Origin of the sequence: Sphingobacterium spiritivorum, assembly GCF_016725325.1 — a bacterium.
Lineage (GTDB): Bacteria > Bacteroidota > Bacteroidia > Sphingobacteriales > Sphingobacteriaceae > Sphingobacterium.
This window is the reverse complement of record NZ_CP068083.1, coordinates 5,015,479-5,029,891: the sequence shown is the minus strand read 5'-3', so window position 1 is coordinate 5,029,891 and position 14,413 is coordinate 5,015,479. Positions and strand designations below refer to the sequence as shown.

Here is a 14,413-nt window from a genome sequence, read left to right as displayed (position 1 = left end):
ATTTATAAGGATGAGAACGAAATTAAATATAACAGTTGTTTTTAGTGTTATAATCGCAACTGTGACAGGATTGTCATCATGTCGCAAGGATCTGCTGAATCAGGTACCTACAACGGCACCGAGTACACAGACATTTTGGGCAAGTGAGGATGATGCATTGAGTGCGCTAATGGGGAATTACGCTGTTTTTCGCCCCTGCTTTGACCGGGATTATCATTTTGACGGACACGGCGATTTTCTGAAGGTATGGAATGTAGGAGCTGCACCGATTACGATGACGGTGAATAGTCCGAGTAACTATGGTGGTGGTGCTTCAGCATTGTACCGTGCATTATATGGCTCGATTACACATTCCAATTATGTGATTGAGAATATCAATAAGCTGATGCTGCCAAATGCAAAGACGGAGACTTCGCTTAAAAATCTGGAAGCAATAGCCGGGGAAGCAAAACTGTTACGAGGTATTGCTTATTTCAGATTGATTTCGCTTTGGGGAGATGTGCCGTATTTTTCACATATACTGCGTGATCCTATAGAAGCGGATACGGCATCACGGATGCCTATTGCACGGATCAAAGATTCCATTATGGCCGATTTTACTTATGCATATGATAAACTGCCAGTGAAAGGTGCGACGATAGGTCGTGCAGCCAAACCGGCTGCGTTAGCTTTCCGGGGTAAGCTGCAGTTATTCTGGGGATCCTGGAATAAAAATGGCTGGCCGGAGCTGGAACGTTTTACCCCATCTGCAGCTGTAGCCCAGGAAGCATACCGTGGTGCTGCAGAGGATTTTAAAAAGGTTATTAATGATTACGGATTACGGCTGTTCCGGAATGGTGAGCCGGGCGAATGGGGAGAAATGGGAAAGGCCGACGTGCTGCCAAACTATTATTACATGTTTATCCCGTCTACAGGAAACCCAAATACCGACGGAGAGATGATCATGGTATTGACGCACGGCGGGAACGGTACAGGTCAGAGTGAAGAGTATATGCGTGTATGGACCGGTGTGTCTGTAGGTTTATCTCAAAATCAGGTAGTAGCCCGTTATGAGATCGCCAATCGTTATCAATCAACTATTACGGGAGATTTTCTGCCACCCATGATACAAGTTGCCCCAACAGTAGCGGGTGCACGTACGATGCCTAATTCGGCAATTAATCCGGAATCTTACCGTAACCGGGATTATCGGATGAAAGCAACTTTGCTTTGGGATTATGAGAAAATCATGGGAATGGGTACAACGGAATTAACAGGTTATGTTCCTTTTATTTACAAGACATGGGGTGCAGCAGTCACTATAGATGGAGTTCGCTATACTTCATTTAATGATAACGGTACCAATCTGTCGGGTATTGAGACACGTAAGTTTGTGCGTAATTATGGCGGTCAAAACAGAAGTTCGGGAGACTACAACTGGCCGATGATGCGTCTGGCTGACGTATTCCTGATGTATGCAGAGGCTACAAATGAGGTAGGCGGACCACAGGCTGATGCAATAGACCTGGTAAACAGAGTGCGTCGTCGAGGTAATCTGCCGGCTCTTTCCAGTACAAAAACCAGTTCTAAGCAAGCATTCTTTGATGCAATAGAGCAGGAACGTATTGTGGAGTTATTTGGTGAAGGTCAGCGGGCTTTCGATCTGAGACGCTGGAGAACCATAGAAAAGGTGTTTGGAGCTGCTTATGGCAATGGAAAATGGTTTCAGGATACCTATGGCAACAATTGGGAGCGCTTTTTCTTTAACGAGCCGGAGCTCACTTACCAACGGTGTTATATTTATCAGATTCCGGAGACAGAACGTGACCGCAACAGCCGTCTCACACAGAATATTCCCTGGAGATAATATATTAATCGATATCAATATGAAATCATCAGGATGTTTCAAAAGAAAGATCTGAGCGTTTCATCAACATTAAAAAATAAATTATAGACAGATGAAAAATATTATAAAAGGCCTTTTATTTACATTGTGCATCTTGGTGGCAGGCTGTCAAAAAGACTATCCAATGGATGGAGACGGGCTGCTGATCACAAACAGGGCAGAATGTTACGTCAGTAATTTTGAATTGCTGGGCGCTGATTTTCAAACTGTACGTACCAAAGCTGCAGTAATCGATACCGTAGCGCAAACTATAAAGGTAGAAGTGATGTTCGGTACTGATCTTCGGAACCTTTACCCGCAGTTTAGCTTAGTGGCAGATGCCTTATTAGATCCAAAAATCGTCGGTAAAGAGGATTTTTCTAACCTGAGCAGTCCACGCAAATGGACGGTAGTATCAGGTAATCGTAAGGTGAGAAAAGAATATACCGTTACATTGACTGTTAAACAGTAAAAAACTGATAAAGATGAAGAAATTAATATATTATATAGGAATCGTTAGCATGCTTACCCTGTTTGTAACAGCATGTAAAGAAGATTCCTATCAGATTCCAGAGGCGGAATCCGGATTGCATAACGATGTGATCAAGCGATCAATGGGGCCTAATGTAGTTGGGACAAATATTGAATTCGCCTACGCAATGGCACTTTTGCCGACAGAAGGTAAAATAGTCTCGGCTACAGTGGAAGCAACCATTGCCGGAGCTAGTGGTACTTATCTGGATAATAAGTCGTATTATACAAATAATTCGGGAATAGATGTAGGTGTTCAGATTGGCGATCCTTCCGTGACTACCGGTACGGCCACTACAGTCAATTTCTCAAGAGATACAAGTGCTGCTACCTTACGCTATTATTATAAAATACCGGAAGAAGCCCGTGGAAAGACTGTTTCTTTTAAGTTTTCAGCAAAAGCCAGCAACGGACAGACAGTTACCTATAATCTTGGTCCTTATGATATCCGTAAAATGGATATGAAACTGGATCTGGTCGCTAAGGATGCACAGGCCTGCTATATCTCGATTGCTGATATGGCGGTATATGATGCTGCGTATGCGGCTCAGAATCCGGATAAAATAGATTTGGTGTACCTGTATCGTATTATTCCGAATATAGATTTTAAACACGCTGTAGTGGCTCCGTCTGCTAATGCTATTTATTTGCCGGGAATAACGTTGCCGGCGGGAGTTAAAAATAACACAAAGCTGATTAAAGCGTGGACAGTACGTGATCAGCAGTTGGCACGTCTGCAATACGGAGTTTTTGTGGATGATCTGGATCTGATACAGAAAGACTTTACAGATGCTCCTGATTTCGCTGTCAATGTACGTAATGAAGGTGGATTGTGGGTGGAGACAGCGGATAAGAAATACAGGGCATATGTGTATATAAACAGTTCAACTGATGCAACAAAAGAATTGAAAATCAGTATGAAAAGATTATCAATGAACTAATTTCAGTATAATTGTTTTGATTGTTTAATCCGGATTTCCTTTCCACAGAAAGGAAGTTCGGTTTATTAATTTGTTTCAACAAGTAGAATATGTACAGCCAAAGATCCTTAACGAAGAAATATTGCCGTATCCCCTTTATCCTAACATTATTCACGCTGATAGCTGTGTCTGTCGTATCCGTACATGCACAATCATCTGCTTTGTCCGTATACGAAAAAGTATACCGTGCTTCTGATGCTGGTATCAATACACACACCGTAATAAGATCTAAAGAAAATAAGTCGCCAGAAGCTTATATAGTGTTAAAGAATAACATTAAGAGTTCAATACAAAAAATTGATTATAAGTATGATGTAATTTTCAAAGTAGATATTCCTGCGGATGGTAAATATACGTTGGAAACTGTAGTTGAACCATCAGATCCGGAGGTTTTAAAAAGAGAGGATAAGACGGGTCGCATGACGCAGAATGTTAAAATGCAGATCGATGAAGAGCGGCCTACCAGCCGTATCTTGTTTGATGCGCATATGGGGGGCCGGCAAACACTTGGCAAGTTTCAGCTGAAAAAGGGTCGGCATCAGATAAAGATGTGGCTACCTGAATATGTCCGGTTTCAGAAGATTAAAATCCGGAGTTTTGAAGCTCCTCAGGTCCCTGATGAAGCCCTTCATTATAAGCCTGCTATTGTACCTCCCAAAAGCAGACCCCGTATATGGGTCAATGAAGAAAGTCTGGTGACGGTCAAAAACAGATTAAACAGCGAAGAGAACAGACCTGAATGGGAGAAAGTAAAAGCAGCAGCTACTGCAGCTTTTACCTTCAATATCCATCCTGAACAGGAACAGTTTCATAATGAAACTCTGGAGAAAAATATAGAGACAAAAGCTTTTTATTATCTGATGTCAGGGGATCAGTCTGTTGGAAAAGAAGCTGTTCGTCTGGTTTCAGATTACCTTTCTGTGCTGGAATTCGGAAATATTACTTACGGAGACATTACCCGTGAGATTGGACGTGCTATCTACACGTCAGCAGTTGTGTACGACTGGTGCTATGATCTGATGACGGCCGAGCAGCGGGCGCATATTCGTCGGCATATGTATCGCTTAGCGGATGATATGGAAATCGGCTGGCCTCCATTCTATGGTCAGGAAAGCATTATTAACGGACATGGTAATGAAGCACAGATCTGCAGAGATCTGTTAGCTATGAGTATAGCTATATATGATGAGGATCCGTTGCCCTATCAATATGTGTCGTACACCGTATTAGAGCAACTGGTGCCTATGCGTAAATTTGAATATCAGTCTCCACGACACAATCAGGGAATAGATTATGGTGGATATCGCTTCGGCTGGGAAATGCATGCGGTATGGTTCTATTACAGGATGACCGGACAGGAGGTATTTGATGATAATATCAAAGATATGCCTTATTACTGGCTGTATATGCGCACACCAGATGGTAAAATGTTACGGGATGGCGATATGTTCAATGTCAAATATGCTTCCAGTACTAATTTTTACTGGAAAAATCCCCAAACTATGTTGCTGTGTTATGCATATTCTCAAAATCCTCTGATCAAAGCCGAGTTTTATAAGCAAGGCGCATTGCCGGACAATCCGGTTTTATTTCTGTTGCTAAATGATCCGTTGCTTAAGCCGGACAATAATTTGAATCAACTTCCTAAGACAAAGAATTTTGGCCCGGTATTGGGAGCTATGGTTGCGCGTACCGGATGGAATATGGATCGTAATAGTAGTGATGTAATTGCTGAAATAAAAGGTGGTGGTTATCATTTTGGGAATCATCAGCATGCAGATGCTGGAGCTTTGCAGATTTATTATCACGGTATTCAGGTCGGAGATCTCGGGTTGTATTTGTCTTATGGTTCGCCTTATGATTTTAATTTTAACAAGCGCTCGGTTTCTCACAGTATGATGCTGGCTGTAGATCCTCAGGAAAAACTATTGTTCAGAACAAAAACGAATGATGGTGGTACACGTTTCAGTCAGCGTTTTCCGAGAACAGCGACAGAGGCAAAGACCGATCCCTGGTACAATGTTGGTTTCGTACGCTCCGCTGCTGTAGGCGCTGACCCTATCTCACCGGATTTTAGTTATTACAATATAGATCTCACAGCTGCATATACTTCTAAAATGAATAGCTATACCCGCGGTTTTCTTTTTCTTGATCTGAATCGTAAAGATGTACCTGCAGCTATTATTCTAACGGATGATATGAAAGTGAATGATCCGGCCTTTAAGAAATACTGGCAGATCAATACGCTGAATGTGCCCAAAGAAGAGCGGGGACAACTGGTGTTGCATAGTGAATTGGAAGGAAGGACCGGGAAAACCTATGTCAATATGTTGTTGCCTAAGCCTGAGCACAGGTTGGTCAGCGTTTTGAGCGGTGAAAAAGCTAATCAGGTTTTTGGGGATGATTATGACGTTAAATCAAACTGGCCGGAAGCACGTGCATACCGTATCATGGTTACACCTGAGCAGAAAAATCAACAAGATCGTTTTCTGACGGTTTTTCAGATGGTAGAAGGGCAATCCGTTCCGTTGCCTCTTCAGTATGAAGAAAGGGCAGCTTATTATGTGATCCGGCTGGATGATCGTATTGTCTGTATCAGTAAAGGCGGACAGCTGATCAGTGAACCGATTGAAATAACAGTTCCGGCAGATAAAAAATACAAAATCATTCTTGCCGGGTTGAAGGAAGGATTTTGGAATATTCAATCCGGACAGCCGGTTTCAGATACAAATATTCCGGTTGATGCGGGTAAACATGTTATCCGTTATGAATCCCAGGGAACTGTTCTGCAGTTTACCCCCGGAAGAAAATATGGAGCAAATGAGATAAGGTTGAATAATAATTAATTTATTGTTTGTGCTGTCATTTATTTTTTTTAGTAAGTTACAGGAATGCATTTTATTATTGCAATAAATACAAGATGTATTCTTATTTTTGATATTAAATTGTATACAATATGAAGGAAGACTCGTTGTCTTATAAAGCGTATTTAGAAATCAGGAAAAAAATATTGTCCAATCAGCTTGTTGGTGGTGCCAGACTGATCGAGAGTTTCTGGGCAGACAAATTAAGTGTGAGTCGGGTCGCTATCCGTGAGGCTTTTATGCGTTTGGCCGGAGAGCAGCTTGTTGAGTTTGGAGGAAAGGGAGGTTGTTTTGTTAAAAAAATGACAGCTGATGATATCAAGGATATCCGTGAACTGCGTGAACTTCTGGAAGTCGGTGCACTCAAGATCTTGTTTACAAAAAGAGATAAAGCAGTGATCAAAGAGCTTGAATTGATCTGTGATGATTTTTCTTCTATGGTAGAAAAAGGATATTATGGGGGCGCATGTGAAGCGGATGTCCGTTTTCATGAAAAAATAATCGAATCTACTGGTAATGAACGCCTGCTACATATCTATCATAATAGTAATATTCCGTTGTTTCACCTAAAGCTGGGCAATGCTCTGAGTCATATGGATGACTATAAACAGACGGAGGTAGAGCATCGTAAAATAGTCGAATACCTTAAGGAGGGTAAATTAAAAGAATCTATAGATACGTTGCTGGAGCACCTTGACAGAGGAGAGAAGGAATCTATTGAATTTTAAATTGTTAGATACAATCATCTGTATAGACATTATTGACGGCCGGAAAAGAAATCTTCCGGCTTTTTTATACTCCACAACCTTGTATAAAATAATACCTTCCCTATAAAATACCTCTGTACGCTGTCTGATAACTGATCAGCAGTCCCTTTTCTGCTTCTGTAATAACCAGTCCCAGAGTTCCACTCGGATCAAATGCACAGTTTGTCGGATTGTTTCCTGCAACAGGTATTTTTGCTGACAATTGTCCCTGAGGATTATACTGATGTATCGTTCCTGATCCGTATACGGCAATATACAAGTTACCTTCTTCATCAAATGCCATCCCGTCAGGACCAACAGGGCCTCCGGTATTTGTGAAGCGGACGGGATGAGTCCATTCCATGTTCTGGCTGTCCCATTTGCCTTTCCAGATATCGTGTGTGCCGGTTTCAGCAATAAAAAGCTTGCTGTGGTCTGCATTGAAAGCTAGTCCGTTTGGGTAAAAAGAAACGGTTCGGAATACCTTTAATTGTTTTCCAGGTGATAGTGCGCATATATATCCGTCACCTTTGGTAAGGCTGTCTCCGGAGCAGGTGAAGAGTAGATTGCCGTCTTTGTCGAACGCCAGATCATTAGGAAGGTTTAAAGGGTTGCCTTCCACCTCGCTTACGATTACTTCCTGATTCTCAGTCAGACTGTTGAACGTTCGTATCTGATTGCGTTCCGAATCACAAAACCAGATCAGACCACTGTTATCTATAGCGATGCCGTTAGGTCTGCCGCCGACTTGATGCCGATGTAATATACCGTTACGGTATCGGCTCAGGCAATTTCGCTGCTGCTCTACAAACCAAAGATCTCCGTTTGGGGCAAATGCAGGACCTTCCGGAAAAGCGAGATCATTCAGCAGGATAGTAGTAGCGTTGTTGTTCATAACAGGTCAAATATAAAAAAGTAAAAATATATTTTAATTGTATACAAATATAATGTAATTTAGTATACAAATTAATCAGTTAGTTATAAGCCTGAATATACAGAATTGGACGATCTTATGATATCTGTACGTGTATATTAAAAACCATTGTACATCCATTCCGGCATACAGCATATAACCGCATGTGATTATTTTTCACAGTAGTGACAAGAAGTAAAAAATAATTGACAATCTAATATGACAAGATCTAAATCGTCCGGTATATTGCTGGAAAATGAAAAATGGATTCCCGGGGGAGTTGTGTCCCTAAATAGAAAATCTGAACCTAACATTTGTTTCAAAAGCGGTAATGGCAGTAAAGTGCGTGACCTGGACGGAAATGAGTATATTGATTATCAGGCTGGATTTGCCGCTTCTTTTTTGGGGCATAATGATCCGGATGTTAATCGGGCGGTACTGCATACATTGAGCGATCAGGCTGTCTTAATGGGAGCCGGCCCCACTACTCTGGAAGGAGAGTTTGCTTCTTTATTCTGCCAGTCAGTACCTACAGTAGACAGTATACAGATTACAACTACAGGATCTGAAGCCACTTATCACGCTATACGGATAGCCAGAGCGGTGACGCACCGTGATCATATTATTGTAATGCAGGGCGGATACAACGGTTGGCACAATGATGTTTCCTGTAATGTAATCAGTGCATTGGAAGATATTGGTCCGCGTGTAAGTCCCGGAGAATATCCATTTGACTCTTCGTCTGCAGGAGTACCCAAAGCACATAGCTCTTTAGTTCATATTGTCAATTACAATGATCTGGATTCTGTAGCTTACCTGCTAAAAAGGTATGATATCGCCTGTGTTATTCTGGAACCTATTTTACAAAATGTCGGAATTGTAAAACCTAAAGAAGGATATCTGGAAGGTTTGCGTAAATTGGCAGATGATAATGGTTTTCTACTTATTTTTGATGAGGTAAAAACAGGCTTCAGGCACGCCCTTGGCGGATATCAGTCTATCTGTGGAATCAAACCGGATCTGTCTACTTTTGGAAAAGCAGTTGCCAATGGCTATCCTTTAGGGGTGATTGCCGGCAAGAAGGAATACATGGACTACTTTGTGCATCCGGATAAGAAAGAAAGAGTACTGATTGCAGGTACCTTCAATGCTTTTCCGCTGACAACTGCAGCTGCTATTGCAACTTTGCAAAAGTTGTCTTCAGCAGAACATGATGTGTACGGTCATGTGGAGCGCCTGGGTGAAATGCTGGAAAACGGACTAAAAGATATTTTTACAGGTAAAGGAATTACGCATTATATTGCAAGACAGGGTTCAGCCTTTTGTACCTATTTTATGGATCATGCACCAGTGGATTTTCATGATATTGTCAATCATCATGATTTTCAGTTGGATACGGTATACCGTAAGAAACTGATCGAAGAAGGGATATTTAATTTCCCGGCTCCGATCAAACAAGGAAGTATATCTTTTGCCCATTCCGTAGCAGATATTGAAGAGACATTGGAGAAAACCAGAAAAGTAGTAGATCAATTATAACAAAAATACATATATGAAAATTACAGCTATAGAAACTTATGTGTGCCATGCACGGATGAGAAACTGGATTTTTGTAAAGGTAGTGACGGATCAGCCCGGATTATGGGGTTGGGGAGAGGCTACTTTGGAATGGCATACAAAAAGTGTTGTTGGCGCTATTGAAGATATTTCACAATTGCTTATCGGAGAAGATCCCAGACGTATAGAACACCTCTGGCAGATGATGTACCGTCAGCATTTCTGGCATGGCAACGGCATTGTCCGGGGAACGGCCATCAGTGGGATTGATATTGCGTTGTGGGATATTCTTGGTAAAATCCATAATGTACCATGCCATGAACTATGGGGAGGCCGTGTGCGGGACCATGTTCGTCTGTACTGCCATTTGGGTGGAGGTAAGATGGAAGATTTTTATGAAACTGCTCCGGGAGATGCAAAACGATTTGGTGAATTAGCATTACAGGCAGTAGAAGAAGGTTTTACCGCATTCAAATCAATGGCCGTACCAGAGACTATGTCACTGGAAGGATTACAACCCGTCAAATATGCGGAAGCGTGTGTACGTGCAATGCGGGAAGCTGTCGGCGATCAGATCGACATTATGGTGGATTGCCATGCACGCCCCAGCCCTCGTATGGGGATGATGTTTGCAAAAGCGCTGGAACCTTATGGACTGTATTTTTTTGAAGAACCTTGCTGGCCGGAGACGATGGAAGATATTGCGCTTATTCAGCGAGCAGTGACGACTCCGATTGCATCAGGTGAACGGCTGGTAGGTGTACATGCATTCCGGGAATTATTGGAAAAAAGAGCCGTTAGTGTTATTCAGCCTGATATAACCCATTGCGGAGGGTTGACTGAGGCCCGTCGTATAGGTGCACTGGCTGAAGCTTACCGGGTATCTATGGCTCCACATAATCCACAGGGGCCTGTCAGTACAGCTGCATCGTTAGAATTAGGCTTTTCCAGTCCTTCCTATATTATCTGCGAAAGTGTCCATAGTGATGTGGAATGGCGTTCGGATGTGGTATCCGAAGGATTTACCGTTCAGAAGGAAGGACGTATTGTACTTCCGAATCAAAAACCGGGATTGGGAATCGAGATCAATGAGGAGGAAGTCAAAAAGCATCCTTTTCAACAAGAGCTGTTACAACGTACCTTCTACAAAGATGGCAGCGTAGGTGACTGGTAAAGAATATACAGATGAACAAAGAAAGTTACTTTAATAATCAGGTAGTACTTATTTCCGGCGGGCTGGGGGATATAGGTCTGGCGACTGTCAAAGCTTTTGCAATGCAGGGAGCACGGGTCGCTATTGGAGACAGGTTAAGTGCTGAAGCAGCGGCTCCTCAACTTGCCCGGTTGCAGGAAGTCGGATATTACTGCAGCTACGATCAGGTGGATGTACAGGATGCAGCGGCAGTGGAGCAGTGGGTAGAATCAGTCGTCCAATATTGGGGAAAGGTAGATATAGCGATTGCAAATGCAGCAACGGTTACTTTAAAAGATTTTCAACAGATCAGTACCGCTGAATGGGATCAGGAGATAAAAGTAAACTTAAACGGTTCATTTTACCTTGCAAACGCGGTTGCCCGCAAGATCGTACAGCAGGGGAGTGCAGGTAATATTGTATTTCTGGGAAGCTGGGCTGCACATGTCGTGCATCAGAATCTGCCAGCGTACTCAGTTTCGAAAGCTGCCATACGAATGTTGTGTCAATCTATGGCACTGGAATATGCTCCGCACGGGATTCGAATTAATGAAGTCGCTCCTGGTTATGTCAATGCCGGATTGAGTAAGGAGGTCTGGAGCCAGCATCCGGGTCTGGCAGATCAGGCGCGTGAAACAGTACCGGTACGGGCGCTGATTGAAGCTGAAGAAGTCGCTGATCAGGTCGTCTGGATATGCCATCCGAAAAACAGACACCTCACGGGAAGCACCATTCTGATGGATGGAGGTTTGTCCCTCAGCAGAAAAAGTTAACCGCCAATCAAACCTGAATTATGACCTTAAATGATACTTTAATAGCTGTTCAACATTCTTTTACAGGCAACTTTGGAGTAGCTGAATGTGATATTACCCCTCCTCTGGAAATCTACGCACGCAACTGGGGTGCCGCGCCATCTGATCAGGCATCCGGATTACATCGGCCATTGTTGATGCAGTGTGTACTGTTTCAGACGGAGGAAGAAATTTCTCTTGTAATGATCACTGCAGATCTGGGCTGGTGGAAAAATGAACAGGATGAACGAAATCTGCGTCACTATATCCTCCAACAAACAGGTCTTCAGGAAGAACAGCTTTTGTTTTGTCTATCACACACCCATTCAGGCCCTGTTATATGTACAGCAGATGCAGATAAGCCGGGAGGAGAATATATACAGCCTTATCTGGAATCTCTGGCTTTACAGTCTGTAGATCTGATTCAGCAGGCTCAGCATAATCTTATAGCCGGAACACTTACATGGACTTACGGTAAATGTGACCTGGCGACAAAACGCGATTTAAAAATTGACGACACCTATCTGATCGGTTATAATCCATCCGATCGGGCTGATGATACGGTATTGGTGGGTTGTATCAGAGATAATGCAAATCGTATTCTGGCAACGCTTGTCAATTATGCCTGTCATCCAACAACATTTGCTCATGAAAACAGGCTGTTATCTCCTGATTTTGTAGGTGCTATGCGGGAAGAGGTGACTGGGAGAACCGGTGGAATCTGTTTGTTTTTACAGGGAGCATCAGGAGATCTGGCACCTATGGAACAGTATGTTTCTGATCCGTCAATTGTAGACCGGCATGGCCGGAGACTGGGTTTTGCGGTATTATCTGCACTTGAATCACTTTCTGCTAATAACGAAGGATTATATTTTAAGGAAGCGCTGGTTTCAGGAGCACCTCTGGCACTCTGGAAAATCTGCGATCTGCCTCCTCAGCAACTTCTGAAGGCGAAGATAGTCGAAGTTGTTGTCGATTATAAAAAACTACCTGCTGTAGAAGAGATTATATCCGAATATGAAGCCTGTACAGACCGGGTGCTGAAAGACCGGATCTGGCGCAAGCTGAATACACGTAAAAGTATAGGCGATCAGAAGCAAGCTGTTATCAGGTTGTGGATCTGGCAAATGGGTAATAGTGTCATTATCGGGCAGGCAAACGAAGCATATTCCATTATACAGGAGCAGATCCGTGCGGCATTTCCGGACAAATCCGTTGCTTTTATTAATATAGCTAACGGTTATGTCGGCTATTTGCCTCCGGCCGAACTCTACGGACTTGATATCTACGCCGTCTGGCAAACTCCCTATGCAAAAGGAAGTCTGGAAATATTAATTAACAAAACTATTCAAGCTATTCAAGAATTAAAGTAAATGAAATTAGAATTAATAGACATTACGATTTTTGTAGTTTATATTCTTGGTATACTATTTCTGGGTCTTTATGCATCCAAATTCAATGCCCAGACAAAAAGAGATTATTTTTTGGCAGGTGATAAACTACCCTGGTGGATGATAGGCGGGAGTATTATAGCCGCCAATATCAGCAGTCATCATCTGGTAGGCGCTATGGGCGCAGCATACAGCCGAGGATTTGTAGCTATTACGCTGGAATGGGGGGCAATATTGATAGGTTTTAATGCCTTATTATGGATTTTCCTTCCTTTTTATCTTAGAAATGGATTTTATACCATTCCGGAATATCTTCAGAAGAGATTTGGAAAAGCTACCCGAGCCGTATATGCGATACTTATTCTCTTTACCTATATTTTTGTGGAGATAGGCGCTGTTCTTTTTCTGGGTGCTCTTTCCTTATATGCACTATTCGGAGTTCCTATTTTGTACAGCGTATTCGGACTGGCGGTACTGACCGGAGTGTATACCATTCTGGGCGGGTTGCGAGCTGTGATCTGGACTGAAATGGTACAGTTGGTTGTGCTGGTAGCCGGAGGGATTATATTGACCTTCGCAACAGTTAAAGAAGCAGGAGGGATGCAGGCGGTATGGGATTCGAGCCGGGACTGGAAAATGTTCTATCCGGCTAATGATCCGGATTTTCCATGGACCATGTATCTGGGCGGGCTCTTATGTATCAGTGTTTTCTACTGTGCTACGAACCAGTTTATTGTACAGCGCGTATTGGCGGCCAAAAATGAATGGCATGGCCGTATGGGCGTAATTTTTGGTAATTACCTCAAATTTCTGGTTCCCTTAATTATCACTGTACCGGCTTTAGTAGCACCCGTTTTTCTGCCTCATCTCGACAAGCCGGATCTGTTATTTGCCACACTGGTAGAAAAACTACTCCCTACAGGTTTGATCGGGTTAGTGATGGCAGGACTTATTTCTGCTATTATGTCGCATATTTCAGGAGCCATAAATTCTTGTACAACCATTATGACGGTAGATATTTATCTGGAATACTTTAATAAAAATGCTACGGACAAGCAGGCTGTTACTTTTGGCCGGAGATCCGGAGTAGTCATTATTCTCGTCGGTATATTGAGTTCGATCTTATTAATAAGCTATTCGGATAAGCCTGTATTTCTTTACCTGATGAATTTGTATGGTTTGTTTACCCCGGGTATTGCTACCATGTTTTTAATGGGGATTTTCTGGAAAAGAACGACTTCTGCAGGAGCTTTGACAGCAGGATTACTCACTATTCCGCTTTCCCTGATTCTGGAGTTTTTATTGCCGGCTATGCCGTTTTTCAACAGAACGGGAATAGTATTCTGGACCTGCATGATTGCTTGTGTGGTGGTGAGTCTGCTGACCAAACCTCTGCCGGAAGAAGCTCTAAAAGGGTTAATTTGGAATAAAGACAGTCTTCAACTGCCTGAATCGGAAAGACTCCGAAATAAGGGGATTCGAAATCCTTTTTATTGGTGGTTGCTGATTACTGCAATTGTCCTCTATTTTTATATCCGATATCATTAACAAAATTCTTACATCAAGTATAAGACTATCCCGGAC

11 protein-coding genes are annotated in these 14,413 nt (G+C 42.7%); 10 read left to right on the top strand and 1 reads right to left on the bottom strand.

The window, feature by feature from the left end; translation table 11 throughout:
- Positions 1-10: 10 nt before the first annotated feature.
- The 5 genes from I6J02_RS21200 to I6J02_RS21180 all read left to right on the top strand — a co-directional run bounded on the left by I6J02_RS21200 (position 11) and on the right by I6J02_RS21180 (position 6,967).
- The gene (locus tag I6J02_RS21200; RefSeq protein WP_236582221.1) at positions 11-1,846 is read left to right on the top strand and encodes a RagB/SusD family nutrient uptake outer membrane protein; all 1,836 of its coding nucleotides are present in this window, start codon (positions 11-13) and stop codon (positions 1,844-1,846) included.
- Between the two features lie 91 nt (positions 1,847-1,937).
- Positions 1,938-2,336, top strand: coding sequence for a hypothetical protein (locus I6J02_RS21195; RefSeq protein ID WP_201679744.1), 399 nt, complete (start codon positions 1,938-1,940; stop codon positions 2,334-2,336).
- 13 nt (positions 2,337-2,349) lie between these two features.
- Positions 2,350-3,336 (top strand): DUF4466 family protein, encoded by a 987-nt coding sequence (locus tag I6J02_RS21190; protein ID WP_201679743.1) that lies wholly within the window; start codon positions 2,350-2,352, stop codon positions 3,334-3,336.
- A gap of 89 nt (positions 3,337-3,425) precedes the next feature.
- Positions 3,426-6,221, top strand: coding sequence for a hypothetical protein (locus tag I6J02_RS21185; protein ID WP_201679742.1), 2,796 nt, complete (start codon positions 3,426-3,428; stop codon positions 6,219-6,221).
- 110 nt (positions 6,222-6,331) lie between these two features.
- Positions 6,332-6,967 carry a GntR family transcriptional regulator gene (locus tag I6J02_RS21180; RefSeq protein WP_002994377.1) on the top strand — a complete coding sequence of 212 codons (636 nt, stop codon included), beginning with the start codon at positions 6,332-6,334 and terminating at the stop codon, positions 6,965-6,967.
- Positions 6,968-7,067: 100 nt separating this feature from the next.
- Here I6J02_RS21180 and I6J02_RS21175 read toward each other — a convergent pair whose 3' ends face one another.
- The gene (locus I6J02_RS21175) at positions 7,068-7,880 is read right to left on the bottom strand and encodes an SMP-30/gluconolactonase/LRE family protein (RefSeq protein WP_201679741.1); all 813 of its coding nucleotides are present in this window, start codon (positions 7,878-7,880) and stop codon (positions 7,068-7,070) included.
- 237 nt (positions 7,881-8,117) lie between these two features.
- Between I6J02_RS21175 and I6J02_RS21170 the strand changes: the two genes are divergently transcribed.
- The 5 genes from I6J02_RS21170 to I6J02_RS21150 are packed head-to-tail and all read left to right on the top strand — an operon-like array spanning position 8,118 to position 14,377.
- Complete coding sequence (locus I6J02_RS21170) at positions 8,118-9,437, top strand: aspartate aminotransferase family protein (RefSeq protein ID WP_201679740.1); 1,320 nt, start codon at positions 8,118-8,120, stop codon at positions 9,435-9,437.
- Between the two features lie 13 nt (positions 9,438-9,450).
- Positions 9,451-10,629, top strand: coding sequence for a galactonate dehydratase (gene dgoD, locus I6J02_RS21165; protein WP_201679739.1), 1,179 nt, complete (start codon positions 9,451-9,453; stop codon positions 10,627-10,629).
- Between the two features lie 11 nt (positions 10,630-10,640).
- The gene (locus tag I6J02_RS21160; RefSeq protein WP_201679738.1) at positions 10,641-11,420 is read left to right on the top strand and encodes an SDR family NAD(P)-dependent oxidoreductase; all 780 of its coding nucleotides are present in this window, start codon (positions 10,641-10,643) and stop codon (positions 11,418-11,420) included.
- A gap of 20 nt (positions 11,421-11,440) precedes the next feature.
- The gene (locus I6J02_RS21155; protein ID WP_201679737.1) at positions 11,441-12,811 is read left to right on the top strand and encodes a hypothetical protein; all 1,371 of its coding nucleotides are present in this window, start codon (positions 11,441-11,443) and stop codon (positions 12,809-12,811) included.
- Positions 12,812-14,377 carry an SLC5 family protein gene (locus I6J02_RS21150; RefSeq protein WP_201679736.1) on the top strand — a complete coding sequence of 522 codons (1,566 nt, stop codon included), beginning with the start codon at positions 12,812-12,814 and terminating at the stop codon, positions 14,375-14,377. It begins immediately after the preceding gene.
- The last annotated feature ends 36 nt before the right edge of the window (positions 14,378-14,413 follow it).

Excerpts from the sequence above, each read along its gene's own strand:
- I6J02_RS21190 (WP_201679743.1), top strand. The coding sequence starts at position 2,350 with ATGAAGAAATTAATATATTATATAGGAATCGTTAGCATGCTTACCCTG.
- I6J02_RS21160 (WP_201679738.1), top strand. The coding sequence starts at position 10,641 with ATGAACAAAGAAAGTTACTTTAATAATCAGGTAGTACTTATTTCCGGC.
- I6J02_RS21155 (WP_201679737.1), top strand. The coding sequence starts at position 11,441 with ATGACCTTAAATGATACTTTAATAGCTGTTCAACATTCTTTTACAGGC.
- I6J02_RS21170 (WP_201679740.1), top strand. The coding sequence starts at position 8,118 with ATGACAAGATCTAAATCGTCCGGTATATTGCTGGAAAATGAAAAATGG.
- I6J02_RS21200 (WP_236582221.1), top strand. The coding sequence starts at position 11 with ATGAGAACGAAATTAAATATAACAGTTGTTTTTAGTGTTATAATCGCA.
- I6J02_RS21180 (WP_002994377.1), top strand. The coding sequence starts at position 6,332 with ATGAAGGAAGACTCGTTGTCTTATAAAGCGTATTTAGAAATCAGGAAA.
- I6J02_RS21175 (WP_201679741.1), bottom strand. The coding sequence starts at position 7,880 with ATGAACAACAACGCTACTACTATCCTGCTGAATGATCTCGCTTTTCCG.
- I6J02_RS21195 (WP_201679744.1), top strand. The coding sequence starts at position 1,938 with ATGAAAAATATTATAAAAGGCCTTTTATTTACATTGTGCATCTTGGTG.
- dgoD (WP_201679739.1), top strand. The coding sequence starts at position 9,451 with ATGAAAATTACAGCTATAGAAACTTATGTGTGCCATGCACGGATGAGA.
- I6J02_RS21150 (WP_201679736.1), top strand. The coding sequence starts at position 12,812 with ATGAAATTAGAATTAATAGACATTACGATTTTTGTAGTTTATATTCTT.
- I6J02_RS21185 (WP_201679742.1), top strand. The coding sequence starts at position 3,426 with ATGTACAGCCAAAGATCCTTAACGAAGAAATATTGCCGTATCCCCTTT.